The 22,048-nt window shown below is 65.9% G+C and carries 25 protein-coding genes and 1 tRNA gene; 21 read left to right on the forward strand and 5 right to left on the reverse strand.

Annotated elements, in window-relative coordinates:
• Positions 1–56 precede the first annotated feature (56 nt).
• Positions 57–1,547: a leucyl aminopeptidase gene (locus tag H165_RS0102400; RefSeq protein WP_017937308.1), complete on the reverse strand. Its 1,491-nt coding sequence runs from the start codon at positions 1,545–1,547 to the stop codon at positions 57–59.
• Positions 1,548–1,684: 137 nt separating this feature from the next.
• Between H165_RS0102400 and lptF the strand changes: the two genes are divergently transcribed.
• Both lptF and lptG read left to right on the forward strand, forming a co-directional pair.
• Entirely contained in the window at positions 1,685–2,806 is a 1,122-nt protein-coding gene (gene lptF / locus H165_RS0102405; protein ID WP_017937309.1) for an LPS export ABC transporter permease LptF, read from the forward strand.
• Entirely contained in the window at positions 2,799–3,860 is a 1,062-nt protein-coding gene (lptG, locus tag H165_RS0102410; protein WP_017937310.1) for an LPS export ABC transporter permease LptG, read from the forward strand. The genes lptF and lptG overlap by 8 nt, the downstream gene beginning before the upstream one ends.
• A gap of 118 nt (positions 3,861–3,978) precedes the next feature.
• Here lptG and H165_RS0102415 read toward each other — a convergent pair whose 3' ends face one another.
• The 3 genes from H165_RS0102415 to H165_RS0102425 all read right to left on the reverse strand — a co-directional run bounded on the left by H165_RS0102415 (position 3,979) and on the right by H165_RS0102425 (position 5,157).
• Complete coding sequence (locus tag H165_RS0102415; RefSeq protein WP_017937311.1) at positions 3,979–4,476, reverse strand: RDD family protein; 498 nt, start codon at positions 4,474–4,476, stop codon at positions 3,979–3,981.
• A gap of 66 nt (positions 4,477–4,542) precedes the next feature.
• Entirely contained in the window at positions 4,543–4,755 is a 213-nt protein-coding gene (locus tag H165_RS0102420; protein WP_017937312.1) for a cold-shock protein, read from the reverse strand.
• A 317-nt stretch (positions 4,756–5,072) separates the two neighbouring features.
• A tRNA-Leu gene (locus H165_RS0102425) sits at positions 5,073–5,157 on the reverse strand.
• Positions 5,158–5,267: 110 nt separating this feature from the next.
• On the opposite strand from H165_RS0102425, the gene queA reads away from it, so the two are divergent.
• The 7 genes from queA (at position 5,268) to H165_RS0102460 (ending at position 12,022) form a co-directional block, all read left to right on the forward strand.
• On the forward strand, positions 5,268–6,317 hold the full coding sequence (queA, locus tag H165_RS0102430; RefSeq protein ID WP_017937313.1) for a tRNA preQ1(34) S-adenosylmethionine ribosyltransferase-isomerase QueA: 1,050 nt from the start codon (positions 5,268–5,270) through the stop codon (positions 6,315–6,317).
• Positions 6,318–6,331: 14 nt separating this feature from the next.
• Positions 6,332–7,447 carry a tRNA guanosine(34) transglycosylase Tgt gene (gene tgt / locus H165_RS0102435; RefSeq protein ID WP_026146298.1) on the forward strand — a complete coding sequence of 372 codons (1,116 nt, stop codon included), beginning with the start codon at positions 6,332–6,334 and terminating at the stop codon, positions 7,445–7,447.
• 41 nt (positions 7,448–7,488) lie between these two features.
• Positions 7,489–7,824 carry a preprotein translocase subunit YajC gene (gene yajC, locus H165_RS0102440; protein ID WP_017937315.1) on the forward strand — a complete coding sequence of 112 codons (336 nt, stop codon included), beginning with the start codon at positions 7,489–7,491 and terminating at the stop codon, positions 7,822–7,824.
• A 61-nt stretch (positions 7,825–7,885) separates the two neighbouring features.
• Positions 7,886–9,754 (forward strand): protein translocase subunit SecD, encoded by a 1,869-nt coding sequence (gene secD / locus H165_RS0102445; RefSeq protein WP_017937316.1) that lies wholly within the window; start codon positions 7,886–7,888, stop codon positions 9,752–9,754.
• A 9-nt stretch (positions 9,755–9,763) separates the two neighbouring features.
• On the forward strand, positions 9,764–10,678 hold the full coding sequence (secF, locus tag H165_RS0102450) for a protein translocase subunit SecF (RefSeq protein ID WP_017937317.1): 915 nt from the start codon (positions 9,764–9,766) through the stop codon (positions 10,676–10,678).
• A gap of 135 nt (positions 10,679–10,813) precedes the next feature.
• Positions 10,814–11,356: a glycine zipper 2TM domain-containing protein gene (locus H165_RS0102455; protein WP_026146300.1), complete on the forward strand. Its 543-nt coding sequence runs from the start codon at positions 10,814–10,816 to the stop codon at positions 11,354–11,356.
• 237 nt (positions 11,357–11,593) lie between these two features.
• Entirely contained in the window at positions 11,594–12,022 is a 429-nt protein-coding gene (locus H165_RS0102460) for a universal stress protein (protein WP_017937319.1), read from the forward strand.
• Between the two features lie 72 nt (positions 12,023–12,094).
• Here H165_RS0102460 and suhB read toward each other — a convergent pair whose 3' ends face one another.
• A complete protein-coding gene (gene suhB, locus H165_RS0102465; protein WP_017937320.1) occupies positions 12,095–12,910 on the reverse strand; it encodes a type III secretion system regulator SuhB in 816 nt (271 codons plus the stop codon).
• Positions 12,911–13,057: 147 nt separating this feature from the next.
• Here suhB and trmJ point away from each other — a divergent pair, with 147 nt between their 5' ends.
• The 12 genes from trmJ to rlmN all read left to right on the forward strand — a co-directional run bounded on the left by trmJ (position 13,058) and on the right by rlmN (position 22,037).
• Entirely contained in the window at positions 13,058–13,828 is a 771-nt protein-coding gene (gene trmJ / locus H165_RS0102470) for a tRNA (cytosine(32)/uridine(32)-2'-O)-methyltransferase TrmJ (protein WP_017937321.1), read from the forward strand.
• Positions 13,828–14,607 carry a serine O-acetyltransferase gene (gene cysE / locus H165_RS0102475; RefSeq protein ID WP_017937322.1) on the forward strand — a complete coding sequence of 260 codons (780 nt, stop codon included), beginning with the start codon at positions 13,828–13,830 and terminating at the stop codon, positions 14,605–14,607. The genes trmJ and cysE overlap by 1 nt, the downstream gene beginning before the upstream one ends.
• A gap of 139 nt (positions 14,608–14,746) precedes the next feature.
• Positions 14,747–15,256 (forward strand): Fe-S cluster assembly transcriptional regulator IscR, encoded by a 510-nt coding sequence (gene iscR, locus H165_RS0102480; protein WP_026146301.1) that lies wholly within the window; start codon positions 14,747–14,749, stop codon positions 15,254–15,256.
• A 29-nt stretch (positions 15,257–15,285) separates the two neighbouring features.
• The gene (locus H165_RS0102485; protein WP_026146302.1) at positions 15,286–16,500 is read left to right on the forward strand and encodes an IscS subfamily cysteine desulfurase; all 1,215 of its coding nucleotides are present in this window, start codon (positions 15,286–15,288) and stop codon (positions 16,498–16,500) included.
• Positions 16,501–16,536: 36 nt separating this feature from the next.
• Positions 16,537–16,923 carry a Fe-S cluster assembly scaffold IscU gene (iscU, locus tag H165_RS0102490; RefSeq protein WP_017937325.1) on the forward strand — a complete coding sequence of 129 codons (387 nt, stop codon included), beginning with the start codon at positions 16,537–16,539 and terminating at the stop codon, positions 16,921–16,923.
• A 31-nt stretch (positions 16,924–16,954) separates the two neighbouring features.
• Positions 16,955–17,278: an iron-sulfur cluster assembly protein IscA gene (gene iscA / locus H165_RS0102495; protein ID WP_017937326.1), complete on the forward strand. Its 324-nt coding sequence runs from the start codon at positions 16,955–16,957 to the stop codon at positions 17,276–17,278.
• 4 nt (positions 17,279–17,282) lie between these two features.
• Positions 17,283–17,804 carry a co-chaperone HscB gene (hscB, locus tag H165_RS0102500; RefSeq protein ID WP_017937327.1) on the forward strand — a complete coding sequence of 174 codons (522 nt, stop codon included), beginning with the start codon at positions 17,283–17,285 and terminating at the stop codon, positions 17,802–17,804.
• 42 nt (positions 17,805–17,846) lie between these two features.
• Positions 17,847–19,712 carry a Fe-S protein assembly chaperone HscA gene (gene hscA, locus H165_RS0102505; RefSeq protein ID WP_017937328.1) on the forward strand — a complete coding sequence of 622 codons (1,866 nt, stop codon included), beginning with the start codon at positions 17,847–17,849 and terminating at the stop codon, positions 19,710–19,712.
• A 7-nt stretch (positions 19,713–19,719) separates the two neighbouring features.
• Positions 19,720–20,058, forward strand: a complete 339-nt coding sequence (fdx, locus tag H165_RS0102510; protein ID WP_017937329.1) for an ISC system 2Fe-2S type ferredoxin — start codon at positions 19,720–19,722, stop codon at positions 20,056–20,058.
• Between the two features lie 11 nt (positions 20,059–20,069).
• Positions 20,070–20,267 carry a Fe-S cluster assembly protein IscX gene (gene iscX / locus H165_RS0102515; RefSeq protein WP_017937330.1) on the forward strand — a complete coding sequence of 66 codons (198 nt, stop codon included), beginning with the start codon at positions 20,070–20,072 and terminating at the stop codon, positions 20,265–20,267.
• A gap of 167 nt (positions 20,268–20,434) precedes the next feature.
• On the forward strand, positions 20,435–20,866 hold the full coding sequence (gene ndk, locus H165_RS0102520; RefSeq protein ID WP_017937331.1) for a nucleoside-diphosphate kinase: 432 nt from the start codon (positions 20,435–20,437) through the stop codon (positions 20,864–20,866).
• 25 nt (positions 20,867–20,891) lie between these two features.
• Entirely contained in the window at positions 20,892–22,037 is a 1,146-nt protein-coding gene (rlmN, locus tag H165_RS0102525; RefSeq protein ID WP_017937332.1) for a dual-specificity RNA methyltransferase RlmN, read from the forward strand.
• Positions 22,038–22,048 lie beyond the last annotated feature (11 nt).

The raw sequence follows: 22,048 nt of genomic DNA on the forward strand, positions 1-22,048 counted from the left end.
TCCGCCGCGGGTGGCTCCGGGCTGCGCGGGGCAGGTCCGGAGCCTGGGCGCGGGCATCAGGCCTTGCTGCGGTCCAGCAGGTACTGGGTGAGCAGGGGCACCGGCCGGCCGGTGGCGCCTTTCTCCTTGCCGCCACTGATCCAGGCCACGCCGGCGATGTCCAGGTGCGCCCAGTGGTAGTTCTTGGCGAAGCGCGACAGGAAGCAGCCGGCGGTGATGGTGCCGGCCTTGGGGCCGCCGGTGTTGGTCATGTCGGCGAAGGGGCTGTCCAGCTGTTCCTGGTATTCCTCGAACAGCGGCAGCTGCCAGGCGCGGTCGTCGGCCTGCTCACCGGCCTTGAGCAGCTGGCGTACCAGGCTGTCGTTGTTGCCCATCAGGCCGGCGGTGTTGCTGCCCAAGGCGACGATGCAGGCGCCGGTGAGGGTGGCGATGTCGATCACCGCCTGGGGCTTGAAGCGCTCGGCGTAAGTGAGGGTGTCGCACAGCACCAGGCGGCCTTCGGCGTCGGTGTTGAGGATTTCCACGGTCTGCCCGCTCATGGTGGTGACGATGTCACCCGGACGGCTGGCGTGCCCGCTGGGCATGTTCTCGGCACAGGCCAGCAGACCCACCACGTTGATCGGCAGCTGCAGCTCCAGTACCGCGCGGAGGGTGCCGAGTACGCTGGCGGCGCCGCACATGTCGTACTTCATCTCGTCCATGTTGGCCGCCGGCTTGATGCTGATACCGCCGGTGTCGAAGGTGATGCCCTTGCCGACCAGCACGTAGGGACGCTCGTCCGTCTTCGCCGCGCCCTGGTAGTTGAGGACGATCAGCCGCGGCGGCTGCTCGCTGCCCTTGGCCACGGCGAGGAAGGCACCGGCGCCCAGGGCTTCCAGCTTCTTCTCGTCGAGTATCTCGACCTTGAGGTTCTTGTGGGCCTTGCCCAGCTCCCTGGCCTGTTCGGCGATGTAGCTGGGGTGGCAGATGTTCGGCGGCAGGTTGCCCAGGTCCTTGGTGAAGGCCATCCCGGCGACGATCGCCAGGGCGTGCCGCACGCCGCGCTCGACTTCGGCCTGCTGGGCCTTGTCGGTGAGCAGGGTGATCTTCTGCAGGGCGCGCGGGTCGGCCTTCTTGCTCTTGAAGCGGTCGAACTGGTAGCTGCCGTCGGCCAGGGTCTCCACGCTCAGGCGGGTCTTGGCGTAGCTGTCGCGGCCTTTCACCGCCAGGTCGCCGAGGGCCAGGCTGGCGTCCTTGCCGCCGAGATTCTTGAGGGTCGCCAGCACGGCGGAAACCACCTTGCGGTACTGGCGGTCAGAGAGTTCACCCTTGCCGCTGCCGACCAGCAGCACGCGCTCCGCCTTGACCCCCGGCAGGCTGTGCAGCAGCAGGGTCTGGCCGACCTTGCCGGCCAGATCGCCGCGTTTCAGCAGGCTGCTGATGGCACCGCCGCTGGCTTGGTCCACGGCCTTGGCGATATCGCCCAGTTTGCGGCCTTCGCTGACGGCGAGGACCAGGGTGGCGGTTCTGATAGTTTCCGGGCGAGCGCTTTTGACGAGGAATTCCATGGCGTGTGTCCCCAAGACAACGAGTCGGTATTACGGGATAATGCCGGGCATTTTTCCGGTGTCCGCCGCGGCGGACCGGCAGCAGGCGGCTAGTTTGAGCGTAGCTGCCCGAGCCTGACAACCCTGGAGCTTCCGGTTTGATCGTCTTCCGTTATCTGTCCCGCGAGTTGCTGGTGACCCTCAGTGCGGTGAGTGCCGTGCTGTTGGTGATCATCATGAGCGGTCGCTTCATCAAGTATCTGGCCCAGGCGGCCCAGGGCGCCCTGGACCCAGGCGTGCTGTTCCTGATCATGGGCTACCGCATCCCCGGCTTCCTGCAGCTGATTCTGCCGCTCGGTCTGTTCCTCGGCATCCTCCTGGCCTACGGACGGCTCTACCTGGACAGCGAGATGACCGTGCTCTCGGCCACCGGCATGAGCCAGCAGCGACTGTTCCTCTATACCCTCGGCCCGGCCACCCTGGTGGCCCTGCTGGTGGCCTGGCTGAGCCTGGGCCTGGCGCCCCAGGGCGTGGCCCAGGTGGAGCGTATCCTCAACGAGCAGGACGCCCTCACCGAGTTCGATACCCTGGTGCCGGGGCGCTTCCAGTCCATGAAGGGCGGCAGCCGGGTGACCTACGTGGAGCAGCTCTCCGGCGACCGCAGCGAGCTGGGCGGCGTGTTCATTTCCGACAAGCGAGTGTCCCGTGACGGCAAGAAGGAGCGCGGCATCGTGGTGCTGGTGGCCGAGTCGGGGCGCCAGGAGATCCAGCCGGACGGCAGCCGTTACCTGATTCTCGAGAATGGCTTCCGCTACGACGGCAACCCCGGCCAGGCCGATTACCGGGCGATCCAGTACGACACCTACGGCATGCTCCTGGAGCGGCCGCAGGTGGCCGCCGACATCGGCGAGCGCGAGGCGATTCCCACCTCCGAGCTGTGGAGCAGCGACGACCAGCGTCATCGCGCCGAGTTGCAGTGGCGGCTGTCCATTCCGCTGCTGGTCTTCGTGGTGACCCTCCTGGCGGTGCCGCTGGCCCGCGTCAACCCGCGCCAGGGCCGCTTCCTCAAGCTGCTACCGGCGATCCTTCTGTACATGGGCTACCTGTCCCTGCTGATCGCCATGCGTGGCGCCTTGGACAAGGGACGCATTCCCGCCGGGCTGGGGCTCTGGTGGGTGCACGGCATCTTCCTGGTCATCGGCCTGCTGCTGCTGTTCTGGGAACCGCTGCGCCTGAAGCTGGCCAGCCGTCGCGCGCTGCGGGAGGTGGCCCATGCTTAAGCTGGACAGATACATCGGCATCAACGTATTCCTCGCCATCCTCGCGGTGCTCGGGGTGATCGTCGGCCTGGCGCTGCTGTTCGCCTTCATCGACGAGCTGGGCGACGTGGAGGGCGGCTACGGCCTGCTCGACGCTGCCTGGTACGTGCTGCTCACCGCCCCGCGGCGGCTCTACGAGATGCTTCCGATGGCGGCGCTGATCGGCTGCCTGATCGGCCTCGGCAACCTGGCCAGCCACAGCGAGCTGACCATCATGCGCGCTGCCGGCGTGTCGGTCGGGCGCATCGTCTGGGCGGTGATGAAGCCCATGCTGGTGCTGATGCTGGTGGGCATCCTGATTGGCGAGTACGTGGCGCCCTGGACCGAGAACCACGCCCAGGCCAGCCGCTCCATGGCCCAGGGCGGCGGCGAGGCGCAGAGCGCCAAGCGTGGTCTCTGGCACCGCCAGGGCAACGAGTTCGTGCACATCAACTCGGTGCAGCCCAACGGCCTGCTGGTCGGCGTGACCCGCTACCAGTTCGACGCCGAGCGCCGTCTGCTGTCGGCCAGCTTCGCCCGTCGCGCCGAATACCAGGGCGACCACTGGGAGCTCAACGACGTGGCCACCACCCATTTCCAGGAGCGCAGCACTGAGGTGGTCAAGGTGCCCAGCGAGCGCTGGGACGTCGAACTCAGCCCGCAGCTGCTCGGCACCGTGGTGATGGAACCCGAGGCGCTGTCGATCACCGGTCTGTGGCGTTACATCCACTACCTGGGCGAGCAGGGCCTGAACAACGCCCGCTACTGGCTGGCGTTCTGGACCAAGGTGCTGCAGCCGCTGGTCACCGCGGCCCTGGTGCTGATGGCGATTTCCTTCATCTTCGGCCCGCTGCGTTCGGTGACCCTCGGCCAGCGGGTGTTCACTGGCGTGCTGGTGGGCTTCGTATTCCGCATCGCCCAGGACCTGCTGGGGCCCTCCAGCCAGGTGTTCGGCTTCCCGCCGCTGCTAGCGGTGCTGATCCCCAGCGCCGTCTGCGCCCTGGCCGGGCTCTGGCTGCTGCGCCGGGCGGGCTGATCCGCCGCTTCTTCAGGCGCGATAAAAAACGGCTCCCGAACGGATGGCGCGGGAGCCGTTTTGCATTTCTGGGGGCGGGAAAGGAGGGCGAAGGGCCGGGCAGCTCGAGCGCGGCGGCCTATTTCTTGTGGATGCCCTTGGGCAGCCGGACCAGGCGGCTTTCCGAATAGATGTCGTGCCAGCAGCGCTTCTGCTTGTCCCACAGCGACCAGAAGAAGCCCAGTCCCAGGCACAGCCAGGAGGCGATGGCAATCAGGAAGCGCAGCAGCGCCTGCCACAGGTCGATGGCGGTGCCGTCGGCGTTCTGCACGCGCACGCCCCACACCTGCATGCCCAGGGTCTGGCCGTTGTGGGTCCAGAACTTGGCGAAGAACGCGAACAGGCTGATGAGCAGGATGGTGCTGAGCAGCGGGTCGCCGTCCAGGGCTCCGGAGTCGCTCAGCTGGCGCAGGCGCTGCTCGCCGACGATGGCCATCTGGATCAGCTTGTAGATCAGCGTCACCACCATCAGCAGGGCGATGCATAGCAGGCTGTCGTAGAAGATCGCGGCCAGGCGGCGCAGCAGGCCGGCGGGAGGGAAGTCGCCTTCGGGGCGCAGTCGGTGGTGTTTGGCCATTGCAAAAGTTCCAGGCATAAAAAAGCCTCTGATGTCCCCATCAGAGGCTCTTCGTTCGGCGGCAAATCAGCCCAGGATCTGTACCTGGTCGGCTTGCATGCCTTTTTGACCTTGGACGGCTACGAAGCTGACTTTCTGGCCTTCTTTCAGGCTCTTGAAGCCGTTGCCTTCGATGGCGCGGAAGTGTACGAACAGATCCGGACCGCTCTCGGGAGTGATGAAACCGTAACCTTTCTCGTCGTTAAACCACTTGACGGTGCCGTTCTGACGATTCGACATATCTTGTTTCCTTGAAGCTTGAGTTGATGACAGCCTCTTCTTCAGCGTTTCGTTGACAGCGAAGGAAGAGGTCTGGACTGGTTTTGCAGAGATAAATACGTCGATCGGGAACGGGATGAAGCAAATCTCGCGATCTGCCGCACCAGGCCACGGTTCAAAGCGACCCATGCAAACACAGCTGAGGGCACTCTACGCCATGTTCGCGCGAAATTACAAGCCTCGTTGGACACAGGGAGGCGACTGCGACGGGCGGCAGGGGCGGAAGGGCTCTGGAATCGGCTCTGTCGAGCGGTAGGGAATGCCGTTCGGCATGAAGATGGTGCCCCGGGGGAGACTCGAACTCCCACTCCTTTCGGAAACGGATTTTGAATCCGCCGCGTCTACCGGTTCCGCCACCGGGGCATGATGGCGGCGGAGTATAGGGGGCCCCTCCGGGGATGGTCAATCGGCCCGCGTGGCCAAAATACGCGCATTCCGCTAAACTTCGCCGCCCTGCGAAACGACCCTTCATCATGCGTGTTGCCGACTTCCATTTCGACCTGCCAGAGGCCCTGATCGCGCGTCATCCTCTGGCCGAACGCCGTGCCAGCCGCCTGTTGGTGCTGGACGGTCCCACCGGCTCACTGGCCCATCGTCACTTCACTGACCTGCTCGAGTACCTGCGCCCCGGCGACCTCATGGTGTTCAACAACACCCGGGTGATCCCGGCCCGGCTGTTCGGCCGCAAGGCCAGCGGCGGACGAGTCGAGGTGCTGGTCGAGCGGGTGCTGGACGGCCACCGGGTGCTCGCCCACGTGCGTGCCAGCAAACCACCGAAGCCCGGCACCGTGATCGACATCGACGGCGGCGCCAGGGCCGAGATGCTGGCCCGCCACGACAGCCTGTTCGAGCTGAGCTTCGCCGAGGAGGTGCTGCCGCTGCTCGAACGGGTCGGCCACATGCCGCTGCCGCCCTACATCGACCGGCCCGACGAGGATGCCGACCGCGAACGCTACCAGACCGTCTACGCCGAGCGTGCCGGCGCCGTGGCGGCGCCCACTGCCGGGCTGCACTTCGACGAGGAGATGCTCGCGGCGATCCGCGCCAGAGGCGTCGAGCAGGCCTTCGTGACCCTGCACGTCGGCGCCGGTACCTTTCAGCCGGTGCGCGTCGAGAAGGTCGAGGAGCACCGCATGCACCACGAGTGGCTTGAGGTCGGCCAGGACGTGGTGGACGCGGTGGCCGCCTGCCGGACCCGCGGTGGCCGGGTGATCGCGGTCGGCACCACGAGCGTGCGCTCCCTGGAGAGCGCGGCACGGGATGGGGTGCTCAAGGCCTTCAGCGGCGACACCGACATCTTTCTCTACCCAGGGCGGCCGTTCCACGTGGTGGACGCTCTGGTCACCAACTTCCACCTGCCTGAGTCCACGCTGCTGATGCTGGTCTCGGCCTTCGCCGGCTACCCGGAAACCATGGCGGCTTACGCGGCGGCCGTGGCGGAAGGCTATCGCTTCTTCAGCTACGGCGATGCCATGTTCATCACTCGCAATCCCGCGCCGCGCGGGCCGGAGGAACGCCCATGAGTCGCACCTGCCGCATGACCTTCGAGCTGCTCGCCACCGACGGCAAGGCCCGGCGCGGGCGCCTGACCTTCCCCCGCGGGGTGGTCGAGACCCCGGCCTTCATGCCGGTGGGCACCTACGGCACCGTCAAGGGCATGCTGCCGCGCGACATCGAGGCCATAGGTGCGCAGATCATTCTCGGCAACACCTTTCATCTCTGGCTGCGCCCCGGCACCGAGGTGATCAGGCGCCACGGCGACCTGCACGACTTCATGCAATGGCAGGGACCGATCCTCACCGACTCCGGCGGTTTCCAAGTGTTCAGCCTGGGCGCGCTGCGCAAGATCAAGGAGGAGGGGGTGTACTTCTCCTCTCCGGTGGACGGCGCCAAGGTGTTCATGGGCCCCGAGGAGTCCATGCAGGTGCAGCGCGACCTAGGCTCGGACATCGTGATGATCTTCGACGAGTGCACTCCCTATCCGGCCGACTTCGCGACCGCGCAGCGCTCCATGGAGCTGTCGCTGCGCTGGGCGGCGCGCTCCAAGGCTGCCCACGGCGACAATAGCGCCGCGCTGTTCGGCATCGTCCAGGGCGGCATGCACGAGGAGCTGCGCCTGCGCTCCCTGGCCGGGCTCTGCGACATCGGCTTCGACGGTCTGGCCATCGGCGGCCTGTCAGTGGGCGAGCCGAAGGAGGAGATGATCCGCGTGCTGGACTTCCTGCCGCCGCAGATGCCGGCCGACAAACCGCGCTACCTGATGGGCGTCGGCAAGCCGGAGGATCTGGTGGAGGGCGTGCGCCGCGGGGTGGACATGTTCGACTGCGTGATGCCCACCCGCAACGCCCGCAACGGCCACCTGTTCATCAAGGGCGGGGTGCTGAAGATCCGCAATGCGGTGCACCGCCACGACGATTCGCCGCTGGATCCGAGCTGCGACTGCTACACCTGCAAACATTTCTCCCGCGCCTATCTCCACCATCTGGACAAGTGCGGCGAAATGCTCGGCAGCATGCTGAATACCATCCACAACTTGCGCTATTACCAGCGCCTGATGGCTGGTTTGCGCGAGGCAATTCAACAGGGTACATTGGCCGCCTTTGTCGACGCCTTCTATGCCCGACGCGGCCTGCCGACGCCCCCGTTGGCCTAAAGAAAGAACAACTACCCACGATCTTGTCACAGGAGTCCACTATGAGCTTTCTGATCCCCGCTGCCTACGCGGATGCCGCAGCCCCGGCCGCAGCCCCTGCCGGTACCGGTTTCGAATGGATATTCCTGATCGGCTTCCTGGTGATCTTCTATCTGATGATCTGGCGCCCGCAGGCCAAGCGTGCCAAGGAGCACAAGAACCTGCTGGCCAGCCTGCAGAAGGGTGACGAGGTGGTGACCTCCGGCGGCATCGCTGGCAAGGTGACCAAGGTGGCCGACGACTTCGTGGTCGTCGAGGTGTCCGACAACGTCGAACTGAAGTTCCAGAAGGGCGCGATTGCCGCCACCCTGCCGAAAGGCACGCTGAAAGCGATCTGATCCATACATTGTCAACAATCGACGGGGCGCAAGAGCGCCCCGTGTCATAAGCGGACGGCGTATGCTGAACAAATACCCCCTGTGGAAATACCTGCTGATCCTGGCGGTGCTGGCGATCGGCCTGGTCTATTCCGCTCCCAACCTTTTTCCGGATGATCCGGCCATCCAGATCAGCGGCGCCAGCACGGCGCTGCGCATCGAGCAGGCCGATGTCGAGCGCGTCGGCAAGGCCATCGCCGAGGCGGGCATCACCGTCAAGTCGCAGGGTCTCAGCGAGGACGGCAAGAGCGGCCTGGTCCGCCTGACCCGCCTGGAAGACCAGCTGCCGGCCAAGGACATCGCCCGCCGCCTGCTCGGCGACGACTACGTGGTGGCCCTGAACCTGGCGCCGACCACTCCGCAGTGGCTGCGCAACCTGAGCGCCTCGCCGATGAAGCTGGGCCTCGACCTCTCCGGCGGCGTGCACTTCCTCCTCGAGGTGGACATGGACAAGGCTCTGGATGCCCGCCGCAAGGTCTACGAGGGCGAGATCAAGAGCCTGCTGCGCAAGGAGCGGGTCCGCTACCGCAGCATGCCGCAGGCCGGTGGCGCCATCCAGCTGGGCTTCGCCGACAGCGAATCCCTGGAGAAGGCGCAGAGCCTGATCCGCAAGGATTACCAAGACTTCGACATGACCACTGCCGAGCGCAATGGTCTGCAGGTGCTGCGCCTGAGCCTGACTCAGGCCAAGCTGGCGGAGATCCGCGAGTACTCCATCAAGCAGAACCTCACCACCGTGCGCAACCGCGTCAACGAACTGGGCGTGGCCGAACCGCTGGTGCAGCGCCAGGGCGCCAACCGCATCGTGGTCGAGCTGCCCGGGGTGCAGGATACCGCCGAAGCCAAGCGCATCCTCGGCAAGACCGCCAACCTGGAGTTCCGCCTGGCGGCCACTCCGGACGCGCCGCGGGCCACCACCGAATACTTCGAGTTCCGCGAGCCGGGCCGTGCCCCAGTGGCTCTGGAGCGCAGCCTGATCATCACCGGTGACCAGGTGACCGACGCCCAGGCTAGCTACGACGAGAACGGCCGCCCGCAGGTCAACATCCGCCTCGACGGCCACGGCGGCGAGCTGATGAACCGCGCCACCCGCAACAACGTGGGGCGCAGCATGGCGGTGATCTTTATCGAGCAGAAGCCGGTGACCCGTTACGTCAAGCAGGTGGTCGACGGCGTCGAGAAGGAGGTGCCGGTATCGGCCTTCAAGGAAGAGAAGAAGATCATCAGCCTGGCGACCATCCAGTCGCCGCTCGGCAGTCAGTTCCGCATCACCGGCCTGAACGGCCAGGGCGAGTCCTCCGAGCTGGCCCTGCTGCTACGCGCCGGCGGCCTGGCGGCGCCCATGTACTTCGCCGAGGAACGCACCATCGGCCCGAGCCTGGGCGCCGAGAACATCGCCAAGGGCATCGAGTCCACCTGGTGGGCGATGATCTTCGTGTCCGTGTTCATCCTGGTGATCTACAAGTTCTTCGGCTTCCTAGCCACCGTCGCGCTGGCCTTCAACCTGGTCCTGCTGGTCGGCTTGATGTCGATCATCGGTGCCACCCTGACCCTGCCGGGCATCGCCGGCATCGTGCTGACCCTGGGCATGGCGGTGGACGCCAACGTGCTGATCTACTCGCGCATCCGCGAGGAGCTGAAGAATGGCCTGTCGGTGCAGCGGGCGATTCACGAGGGCTTCGACCGCGCCTACACCGCGATCATCGACTCCAACCTCACCACCCTGCTGGTGGGCGGCATCCTCTTCGCTCTGGGTACCGGCCCGGTGAAGGGCTTCGCCGTCACCCTGTCGCTGGGGATCCTGACCTCGATGTTCACGGCGATCATGTTCACCCGTGGCATGGTCAACCTGATCTTCGGTGGCCGTAACTTCAAGAAGCTGTGGATCTGAGGCAAGGCCATGATCAAGAAAACCATTCCCTTCATGGCGATCCGCAACCTCGCGTTCGCCGTCACCGTGGTCCTGACCCTGATCGGCATCGGTGAGCTGATCGTCAAGGGCCTGAACTTCGGCCTGGACTTCACCGGCGGCACCCTGATCGAGCTGCAGTACGAGCGGCCCGCCGACCTGGAACGGATCAAGGCCGAGCTGGGGCAGGCCGGCTACACCGATGCCGTGGTGCAGAGTTTCGGCGCCTCCACCGACGTGCTGGTGCGTCTGGCCAGCGACGACCCGCAGCTGGGCAGCAAGGTGGCCGAGGCGCTGCACAAGCTCGACCCGGACGTCGCCTTCGAGCTCAAGCGCGTTGAGTTCGTCGGCCCGCAGGTCGGCGAGGAGCTACGCGACCAGGGCGGCCTGGCCATGCTCCTGGCCCTCGGCGGCATCCTCGTCTACCTGGCCTTCCGCTTCCAGTGGAAGTTCGGCGTTGGCGCCGTGGCATCGCTGTTCCACGACACCGTGATCACCCTGGGGGTGCTGGCGCTCTTCGAGATCCCCTTCGACCTCACCGTGCTGGCTGCGGTGCTGGCGATGATCGGCTACTCGCTGAACGACACCATCATCATCTACGACCGCATCCGCGAGAACTTCCGGGTGCTGCGCAAGGCCAGCCTGATCGAGAACATCGACATTTCGATCACCCAGACCCTGCTGCGCACCATGGCCACCTCGTTCTCCACCGCGCTGGCGCTGATCGCCCTGCTGCTGTTCGGCGGCGACACCCTGGCCAACTTCGCGCTGACCCTGCTGGTCGGCGTGGTGGTGGGTACCTACTCCTCGGTCTACATCGGTGCCACCGTGCTGGTCTGGCTGAAGCTCACCTCCGAAGATCTCATCCCCCCGGCCGTCAACGAAGAGGTGGATGGCCGTCCCTGAGGCCTTGCGCCTCGTCACATGCCGTTCACCTGCGGCGGCGGCCGAGGAACTTGGCCGCCGCCCGCCAGTCCAAGGCCAGGAATGCGCGCTCATGGATGTTTCATGAGTGCCGTGACTGACAGCCAGGAGGTGCAAGTGAACAAATCTATGCTCGTTGGTGCTGTGCTGGGGGCGGTAGGCGTTACCGCAGGCGGTGCCGTGGCCACCTACAACCTGGTCGGCAGTGGCCCCGAGTACGCGGAAGTGCTTGCTGTGCAGCCGGTCAAGGAAACCATCAAGACCCCGCGGGAAGTCTGCAAGGAAGTGGCGGTCACCCGGCAGCGCCCGGTGAAGGACCAGCACCAGATCGCCGGCACGGTGATCGGCGCGGTCGCCGGCGGTCTGATCGGTAGCCAGATCGGTGGCGGTACCGGCAAGAAGATCGCCACCGTGGCCGGTGCCGTGGGTGGCGGCTATGCCGGCAACAAGGTCCAGGAAGGCATGCAGCAGCGTGACACCTACACCACCACCGAAACCCGCTGCCAGACGGTGACCGACACCAGCGAGAAGGTGGTCGGCTACGACGTCAAATACCAACTGGACGGTAAGGTCGGCCAGGTGCGCATGGACCACGATCCGGGCCGGCAGATCCCGGTGGCCAACGGCCAGCTGGTGCTGACCCGCGCCGACGCCCAGTAACACCCATCCCCTCAAGCCGGACGCCTGCCAGTCCCCCGCGCGGCAGGCGTCTGCGCTCTTCGCCGCTTTCCCGTGGGCCCCGCGGCCTGCTCTAGACTGCAAGATGCGCGTTCCCGGCGCCGGAAGGCGGCCTTGCCCGTGGCGGGGCCGCTTGATCCAGGTCAAGGGACGCGGCGCCCGAGCCGTGACAATGTCCCCAACAGTCATTCAGCAATTACGGCGACGAGAGGGTCTTCCATGCGCAACATCCTGCTTCCCTTCGACGGATCGGAACCGGCCAAGCGAGCTATTCACTACCTCGGCAGGCTGGTCGAGGACTATCCGCAGCTCCAGGTGCATGTGCTCAACGTGCAGTCGCCGGTGAAGATCTACGGCGACTACGTGCCCAGCGACATGCTGGAGCGTATGCGCGAGGGTGCCATGGCCCACGCTAGGGGCATCATCGACGAGGCGAGCGCGCTGCTCGGTGACTGCGGCATCCGCTTCGATACCCACGCGGTGTTCGGCGAGGTGGTCCACGAGATCGTCCAGGCGGTGAAGGCCTACGGGTGCGACACCGTGGTGATGGGCACGCGCGGGATGAGCAATCTGGGCAACCTGCTGATGGGCTCGGTGGCTACCCGGGTGGTGCACGAGTCGCCGGTGCCGGTGCTGCTGGTGAAGTGACAGTGACTCGCTAGGGCGAGGGTGCGGCAGGCCGGGGAGGGGCCTGCCGCGCGGGAGGGGTGGTGGCGGGGGTCAGCGCTTCATCGAGGGCGCCAGGTGGGGCTGGATGGCGGTCAGTACGGCCTTGAAGCACTTGGTGTTGCCGGCGACGATCTGGCCCTTCTCGAGGAACTCGTGACCGCCGCTGAAATCGCTCACCAGACCGCCGGCCTCCTGAACCAGCAGGGCGCCGGCCGCCATGTCCCACTCGGACAGGCCGAATTCCCAGAACGCATCGAAGCGACCCGCCGCGACGTAGGCGAGGTCCAGGCTGGCGGCGCCGGCGCGGCGGATGCCGGCGGTCTGGCCGACCAGGCTGCGGAACATGCCCAGATAGTTGTCCAGGTGGTCGAGCTGCCCGTCGCGGAACGGGAAACCGGTGCCCAGCAGGGCGCCGTCCAGGCTCTTGCGGTTGCTGACCCGCAGGCGGCGGCCGTTCAGCGCGGCGCCGTTGCCGCGGCTGGCGGTGAATTCCTCCTGACGCACTGGGTCGACCACCACGGCGTGCTCCAGGCGGCCGCGGTACTTGCAGGCGATGCTCACCGCGAAGTGCGGTACGCCGCGCAGGAAGTTGGTGGTGCCGTCCAGGGGGTCGATGATCCACTGGTAGTCGGCGCCTTCGCCGCTGCCCTGGATCAGGCCGCCTTCCTCGCCGAGGAAGCTGTGGGTGGGGTAGGCCTTGCGCAGCACGTGGATGATGGTCTGCTCGGCGGCGCGGTCGACTTCGCTGACGTAGTCTTTGGCTTCTTTCTCGTTGACCGAGAGGGTATCCAGGCGTTCGATGGAGCGGAAAATCAATTCTGACGCGCTGCGTGCCGCGCGCAGCGCGATATTCAGCATGGGCTGCATGGACAATCTCACCTGGGTCGTTAAAGAAAGCCGCTCATTCTAGCAGAAAAGCCGGCGGCCAGAAGCTCCGCTCGTGCGATGCGTGGCGTTCGTTCCGGGGCTTCTGTAAGCTTTACGCCCTTTTTCGATGTCCCCACGGGTGCTCGCGTGCTGCAGAACATTCGCGTCGTTCTGGTCAATACCAGCCATCCCGGCAATATCGGCGCCACCGCGCGTGCCATGAAGAACATGGGCCTCGCGGAACTGGTGCTGGTGGAACCGCGCAGTTTCCCCCATCCCGACGCGACCGTGCGTGCCTCGGGCGCCGACGACATCCTCGCCGCCGCCCGGGTGGTCGCTACCCTGGAGGAGGCCATCACCGGCTGCGCCCTGGTGATGGGCACCAGCGCCCGTGACCGGCACATCCCCTGGCCGCTGCTCGATCCGCGCGAATGCGGGCAGCAGGCGGTGCGCCAGGCCGCCGAAGGCGGTCGCGTGGCGCTGGTGTTCGGTCGCGAATACGCCGGGCTGACCAACGAGGAGCTGCAACGCTGCCACTATCACGTGCACATCCCCGCCGATCCGGAGTTCAGCTCGCTGAACCTGGCGGCGGCCGTCCAGGTGCTGACCTACGAGGTGCGCATGAGCTGGCTGGCGGCCGAGCAGCTGCCGGCGATTCCGGAGAAGATGCAGAGCAACCTGCGCGGCGACCAGAAGGTCACCGCCGATGAGCTGGAATTGTTCTATGCCCATCTGGAGAGCACTCTGGTGGAGATCGGCTTCCTCGATCCCGCGCGTCCGCGTCATCTGATGTCGCGTCTGCGCCGCCTGTACGGTCGTGCGGGGATCGAGCGGAAGGAGCTGAACCTGCTGCGCGGCATTCTGACCGAGACCCAGGCGGTTGCTCGCGGACTGCCCCACAAGAGGAGAGACAAGTGATGTTCGAGCGTATGCGGGAAGACATTCAGAGCGTGTTTCATCGCGACCCGGCAGCGCGCAACGCCTTCGAGGTGTTGACCTGCTACCCGGGCCTGCATGCGGTCTGGCTGCATCGCGTCGCTCACGCCCTGTGGAACTTCGGCTGGAAGTGGCTGGCCCGCCTGGTCTCCAACTTCAGTCGCTGGCTGACCGGCATCGAGATCCATCCCGGGGCGAAGATCGGTCGGCGCTTCTTCATCGACCACGGCATGGGCATCGTGATCGGCGAGACCGCCGAGATCGGCAACGACGTCACCCTCTATCAGGGTGTCACCCTGGGCGGTACCAGCTGGAACAAGGGCAAGCGCCATCCGACCCTGGAGGACGGCGTGGTGGTCGGCGCTGGAGCCAAGGTCCTCGGCCCCTTTACCGTGGGGGCCGGGGCGAAGATCGGCTCCAACGCGGTGGTTACCAAGGCGGTGCCGCCGGGGGCCACCGTGGTCGGCATCCCGGGGCGGATCATCGTCAAGCCGGATGCCGAGCAGGAAGCCAAGCGCCAGGCGATCGCCGAGAAGTTCGGCTTCGACGCCTACGGCGTCAGCCAGGACATGCCCGATCCGGTGGCGCGGGCCATCGGCCAGCTGCTCGATCACCTGCATTCGGTGGACGACCGTCTGGAAGGCATGTGCGCCGCCCTCAAGGCGCTCGGCAGCGACTACTGCGCCAAGGAGCTGCCGGCGCTGCGCGACGAGGACTTCGCCGAGGTCAAGGACGCCTCGGACGGCAAGCCGGCGGCCTGATGCGCGCAGGCCGGAGGGTCTGCTATCATTAGCTCCCTCTCGATTTCAATCCTGAGTAAAATAATCGGTCTTATAGTTGACTCAAATACTCGGGAAATAGGATACTCGGATCGAGTCTGAGACCTGCCGGTAACTAGCCATGCGATTGACCACAAAGGGCCGGTACGCTGTGACCGCGATGCTCGATCTGGCGCTGCATGCCCAGAACGGTCCGGTGTCCCTGGCTGACATTTCCGAGCGTCAGGGGATCTCCCTGTCCTATCTGGAGCAGCTGTTCGCCAAGCTGCGTCGCAGCAACCTGGTTTCCAGCGTGCGTGGCCCCGGGGGCGGCTATCAGCTGTCCCGGGACATGCGGGGCATCCAGGTGGCCCAGGTCATCGATGCGGTCAACGAGTCCGTGGATGCCACCCGTTGTCAGGGCATGGGGGACTGCCACGGCGGTGATACCTGCCTGACCCACCACCTGTGGTGCGATCTCAGCGAGCAGATCCACGAGTTTCTGAGCGGTATCAGTCTGGGCGACCTGGTGGCCCGTCGTGAGGTCCAGGAAGTCGCCCAGCGTCAGGATCAGCGCCATTGCCATCCCCAGCCGAATGGCCATGCGTCGGCGCCGCGCCTGGACAAGATTGAAGCGTCCGCCGTCGAATGAGCGAGCGCCAGCCTGATAGGAGAGTTGTAATGAGATTGCCGATCTACCTCGATTACTCCGCGACGACGCCGGTTGACCCCCGGGTGGCGCAGAAGATGTGCGAATGCCTGACCCTGGACGGCAATTTCGGCAATCCGGCGTCGCGCTCCCACGTGTTCGGCTGGCGCGCCGAGGAGGCGGTGGAGAATGCCCGCCGTCAGGTGGCCGACCTGGTAAACGCCGACCCCCGCGAGATCGTCTGGACCTCCGGTGCCACCGAGTCCGACAACCTGGCCATCAAGGGCGTCGCGCACTTCTACGCGACCAAGGGCAAGCACATCGTCACCTCGAAGATCGAGCACAAGGCGGTGCTGGACACCTGCCGGCAGCTGGAGCGCGAGGGTTTCGAGGTCACCTACCTGGAGCCGGGCGAGGATGGCATCATCACTCCGGCGATGGTCGAGGCCGCGCTGCGCGATGACACCATCCTGGTGTCGATCATGCACGTCAACAACGAGATCGGTACCGTCAACGACATCGCCGCCATCGGCGAGATCACCCGCGCCCGCGGCGTTCTGTTCCACGTGGACGCCGCCCAGGCCACCGGCAAGGTGGAGATTGACCTGGAGAAGATGAAGGTCGACCTGATGTCCTTCTCCGCCCACAAGACCTACGGCCCGAAAGGCATCGGCGCCCTCTACGTGCGCCGCAAGCCGCGCGTGCGCCTGGAGGCCCAGATGCACGGCGGCGGTCACGAGCGTGGCATGCGTTCCGGCACCCTGGCGACCCACCAGATCGTCGGCATGGGTGAGGCCTACCGCATCGCCAAAGAAGAGATGGCCAAGGACCGTGCCCATGTGCAGGCCCTGCGCGACCGATTCCTCAAGCAGGTCGAGGACATCGAGGAGCTGTACGTCAACGGCAGCATGAGCCAGCGCGTGCCGCACAACCTGAACCTCAGCTTCAACTACGTGGAGGGCGAGTCGCTGATCATGGCGCTCAAGGATCTGGCGGTGTCCTCCGGGTCCGCCTGTACCTCCGCCTCCCTGGAGCCGTCCTACGTGCTGCGCGCCCTGGGACGCAACGACGAGCTGGCCCACAGCTCCATCCGCTTCACCTTCGGTCGCTTCACCACCGAGGAAGAGGTGGACTACGCCGCGCAGAAGGTGCGTCAGGCGGTGGCCAAGCTGCGCGAACTTTCCCCGCTGTGGGATATGTACAAAGAGGGCATCGACCTGAACCAGGTCGAATGGCAGGCGCACTAAGACGCCGCCCGCACGTGATCCTAGAGGAGTTGCACCATGGCTTACAGTGACAAGGTCATTGACCATTACGAGAATCCCCGCAACGTTGGCAAGCTTGATGCCAATGACCCCAACGTTGGCACCGGCATGGTCGGCGCACCGGCCTGCGGTGACGTGATGCGCCTGCAGATCAAGGTCAATGAGCAGGGCGTGATCGAAGACGCCAAGTTCAAGACCTACGGCTGCGGTTCGGCGATCGCCTCCAGCTCCCTTGCTACCGAATGGATGAAGGGCAAGACCCTGGAGGAGGCCGAGGCCATCAAGAACACCCAGCTTGCCGAGGAGCTGGCCTTGCCGCCAGTGAAGATCCACTGCTCGGTGCTCGCCGAGGACGCCATCAAGGCGGCCGTGCGCGACTACAAGCAGAAGAAAGGTTTGCTCTGAAGCCACGCCTGACGTTTAAGGAGTCGTTGCTATGGCCATCACCATGACCGAAGCAGCCGCGAACCATGTCCGTCGCTCCCTGGAGGGGCGCGGAAAGGGCGAGGGCATCCGTCTGGGCGTGCGCACCACTGGCTGTTCCGGGCTGGCCTACGTGCTCGAGTTCGTCGACGAACTGACGGCCGAGGATCAGGTGTTCGAGAGTCATGGCGTGAAGGTGTTCATCGACCCGAAGAGCCTGGTCTACCTTGACGGCACCGAGCTGGATTTCGTGCGCGAAGGCCTCAACGAGGGTTTCAAGTTCAACAACCCCAACGTGCGCAGCGAGTGCGGCTGCGGCGAAAGCTTCAACGTCTGAGGCCATGGGCAGTCCCTGTCATTTCGCCCTGTTCGGCCTGCAACCCGACTTCCGAGTGGATCTCGCTCAGCTCGCGGCGCGTTACCGCGAGCTGGCCAAGGCCGTGCATCCCGACCGCTTCGCCCACGCCAGCGAGCGCGAGCAGCGCCTGGCGCTGGAACAGTCGGCGCAACTGAACGAGGCCTACCAGACGCTCCGCAGCGCGCCGCGCCGGGCTCTGTACCTGCTGTCGCTGAGCGGCGAGGCACTGCCGCTGGAGGCGACGGTGCAGGACCCCGAGTTCCTGCTCCAGCAGATGCACTGGCGCGAGGAGCTGGAAGAGCTGCAGGACAGCGCCGACCTGGATGGCGTGGCTGCCTTCAAGCAGCGCCTGAAGGGCGCACAGAACGAGCTGGACGAGCGTTTCGCCGAATGCTGGAACGACCCGGCGCGGCGCGAGGAGGCCGAGCGGCTGGTCCGCCGCATGCAGTTCCTCGACAAGCTGGCCCACGAAGTGCGCATCCTCGAAGAGCGCCTCGACGATTAACCGCCGCGCGGCCCGCGCCGCGCATCTGATTAGCAGAGCACCATGGCCCTATTGCAGATCGCCGAGCCCGGGCAGAGCCCCAAGCCACACCAGCGCCGTCTGGCGGTGGGCATCGACCTGGGTACTACCAATTCGCTGGTCGCTGCCGTGCGCAGCGGCCTGGCCGAGCCGCTTCCCGACGCCGAAGGACGGGTGATCCTGCCCTCCGCGGTGCGCTATCACGCCGACCGCGTCGAAGTCGGCCAAGCCGCCAAGGCGGCTGCCGCCAGCGACCCGCTGAACACCGTGCTGTCGGTCAAGCGCCTGATGGGGCGGGGTGTCGAGGATGTCAGCCACCTGGGCGAGCACCTGCCGTACCGTTTCGTCGAGGGCGAGTCGCACATGCCCTTCATCCAGACCGTGCAGGGGCCGAAGAGCCCGGTGGAGGTTTCCGCGGAGATCCTTCGCGTGCTGCGCGAGCGTGCCGAGGCCACCTTGGGCGGTGAGCTGGTCGGTGCGGTGATCACCGTGCCCGCCTACTTCGACGATGCCCAGCGCCAGGCTACCAAGGATGCCGCGCGCCTGGCCGGCCTCAACGTGCTGCGCCTGCTCAACGAACCGACCGCCGCGGCGGTGGCCTATGGCCTCGACCAGCAGGCCGAGGGCGTGGTGGCCATCTACGACCTGGGTGGCGGCACCTTCGACATTTCCATCCTGCGCCTGACCCGCGGGGTCTTCGAGGTGCTGGCCACCGGCGGCGACAGCGCCCTGGGCGGCGACGATTTCGACCACGCGGTGGCCGCCTGGATCATCGATCAGGCCGGGCTGTCCCGCGACCTGGATCCGGCCGCCCAGCGCCAGCTGTTGCAGGCCGCCTGCGCCGCCAAGGAAGCCCTGACCAACGCGGACAGCGTGGAAGTGGTCCACGGCGACTGGCGCGGCACCCTGAGCCGGGACATCTTCGACGCGCTGATCGAGCCGATGCTGGCGCGCAGCCTCAAGGCCTGCCGCCGCGCGGTGCGCGACGCCGGCATCGAGCTGGAAGAGGTCGAGGCGGTGGTCATGGTCGGCGGCTCGACCCGCGTGCCGCGGGTCCGCGAAGCGGTGGGCGAGCTGTTCGGCCGAACCCCGCTGACCGACATCGATCCCGACCAGGTGGTGGCTATCGGCGCCGCCATCCAGGCCGACACCCTGGCCGGCAACAAGCGCGGCGCCGGCGACGAGCTGCTGCTGCTCGACGTGATCCCGCTATCCCTGGGCCTGGAGACCATGGGCGGCCTGATGGAGAAGATCATCCCGCGCAACACCACCATCCCGGTGGCCCGTGCCCAGGACTTCACCACCTACAAGGACGGTCAGACGGCGATGATGATCCACGTGCTGCAGGGCGAGCGCGAGCTGGTCAGCGACTGCCGCTCGCTGGCGCGCTTCGAGCTGCGCGGTATCCCGCCGATGGTCGCCGGTGCGGCGAAGATCCGCGTGACCTTCCAGGTGGACGCCGACGGCCTGCTCAGCGTATCCGCCCGCGAGCTGAGCTCCGGGGTGGAGGCGAGCATCCAGGTCAAGCCGTCCTACGGGCTGACCGACGGCGAGATCGCCCGCATGCTCCAGGACTCCTTCCAGCACGCCGGCGGCGACAAGGCTGCGCGTGCCCTGCGCGAGCAGCAGGTGGAGGCCCAGCGTCTGCTCGAGGCGGTACAATCGGCCCTGGATGCCGACGGTGAGCGCCTGCTCGGCGAAGATGAGCGCCTGGCCATCCTCGCCGCCATGGACGAGCTGCGCGCGCTGGCGGCTGGCGAGGATGCCCATGCCATAGAGCGGCAGATCAAGCGCCTGACCCAAATCACCGACGCCTTTGCCGCACGGCGGATGGACGCCAGCATCAAGGCGGCCCTTGCCGGACGCCGGCTCAACGAACTCGAGGAATGACCGAAGAATGCCGCAGATCGTCTTTCTGCCACATGCCGAACACTGTCCCGAAGGCGCGGTGATCGAAGCGCAACCCGGCGAATCCATCCTGGACGCCGCCCTGCGCAACGGCATCGAAATCGAGCATGCCTGCGAGAAATCTTGTGCCTGCACCACCTGCCACGTGGTGGTCCGCGAGGGCTTCGAGTCGCTGGAACCCTCCGACGAGCTGGAGGACGACATGCTCGACAAAGCCTGGGGCCTGGAGCCCACCTCGCGGCTGTCCTGTCAGGCCGTGGTGGCCGACGAGGATCTGGTCGTCGAGATTCCCAAGTACACCATCAACCAGGTATCCGAAGGGCATTGAGGGGGCCTGCCATGACGCTGAAGTGGACCGACGTGCAGGAAATCGCCATCCAGCTGGCCGAGCGCAAGCCGGAGGTCGATCCGCGCTACGTGAATTTCGTCGATCTGCATCGCTGGGTCCTGGAGCTGCCGGAGTTTTCCGACGACCCGCAGCGCGGCGGCGAGAAGGTGCTCGAAGCTATCCAGGCCGCCTGGATCGAAGAGGCCTGAGCCGCCTTCGGGCGCTGCGTTCGGGCGGGCGCGCCTTGCCGTCGAGCCGCCCGCGGCATCCCCGACCGGCAGCCCGGCGTTCGCCGTTGCTGGCTGCCCATCCGTAACCCGCGTATAATTCGCGGGTTTACTTTTTCGCTTTACTTCCAATCCCTCTGGAGCTTCTCATGGCTGTTCAACGCACTCTTTCCATCATCAAGCCCGATGCCGTCGCCAAGAACGTGATCGGCGAGATCATCAGCCGTTTCGAAAAGGCCGGCCTGCGCGTCGTCGCGGCCAAGATGGTCCAGCTGTCCGAGCGCGAGGCTGCCGGCTTCTACGCCGAGCACAAGGAACGCGGCTTCTTCAAGGACCTGGTGGCCTTCATGACCTCCGGCCCGGTCATCGTCCAGGTTCTGGAAGGCGAGAACGCCATCGCCAAGAACCGCGAGCTGATGGGCGCCACCAACCCGAAGGAAGCGGCTCCGGGCACCATCCGCGCCGATTTCGCCGTGTCCATCGACGAGAACGCCGTACACGGTTCCGACTCCGAGGCCTCCGCGGCCCGCGAGATCGCCTACTTCTTCTCCGCCACCGAGCTGTGCGAGCGCATTCGCTAAGGTAGTGGAAGGCGAGGGTGAATCCATGAACGAGGTTGCCAAGACCAATCTGCTGGGGTTGACCCAGCCGCAACTGGAAGCTTTCTTCGAGTCCATCGGGGAAAAGCGTTTCCGCGCCGGTCAGGTGATGAAATGGATTCACCACTTCGGCGTCGATGACTTCGATGCCATGACCAACATCGGCAAGGCCTTGCGCGAGAAGCTCAAGGCCTGTGCCGAGATCCGCGGCCCGGAAGTGGTCAGCCAGAGCATCTCCAGCGACGGCACCCGCAAGTGGGTGGTGCGCGTCGCCTCCGGCAGCTGCGTGGAAACCGTGTACATCCCGCAGAACGGCCGCGGTACCCTGTGCGTGTCCTCCCAGGCCGGCTGCGCTCTGGACTGCAGCTTCTGCTCCACCGGCAAGCAGGGCTTCAACAGCGACCTGACCGCCGCCGAGATCATCGGCCAGGTGTGGCTGGCCAACAAATCCTTCGGCACCGTGCCCGGCAAGGCCGACCGTGCCATCACCAACGTGGTGATGATGGGCATGGGCGAGCCGCTGCTGAACTTCGACAACGTGGTCGCCGCCATGACCATCATGATGGACGACCTCGGCTACGGCATCTCCAAGCGCAAGGTGACCCTTTCCACCTCCGGCGTGGCGCCGATGATCGACAAGCTCGGTGAGGTCACCGACGTGGCCTTGGCCCTGTCGCTGCACGCGCCGAACGACGAGCTGCGCAACAAGCTGGTGCCGATCAACAAGAAATACCCGCTGGCCGTGGTGCTGGACGCCTGCCGACGCTACATCGACCGGCTCGGCGAGAAGCGCTCGCTGACCGTCGAGTACACCCTGCTCAAGGACGTCAACGACCAGCCCGAGCATGCTGCGCAGCTGACCGCATTGCTCAAGGATTTTCCTTGCAAAATCAATCTGATTCCCTTTAATCCTTTTCCTCACTCGGGGTATGAGCGACCCAGCAACAATGCCATACGCCGATTCCAGGACCTGCTCCATCACGCCGGCTTCAACGTCACCGTGCGTACCACCCGCGGCGACGACATCGACGCCGCCTGCGGCCAACTGGTCGGGCAGGTGATGGACCGTACGCGCCGTAGCGAGCGCTACATCGCCGTGCGGCAACTGAACGGCGAGGCGGATGCGCCGCGCTCTGCCGCGAGTCGAACCTGAAGAGAGGATGT

Source organism: Pseudomonas thermotolerans DSM 14292, assembly GCF_000364625.1.
In the GTDB taxonomy this organism is placed as follows: Bacteria; Pseudomonadota; Gammaproteobacteria; order Pseudomonadales; family Pseudomonadaceae; genus Aquipseudomonas; species Aquipseudomonas thermotolerans.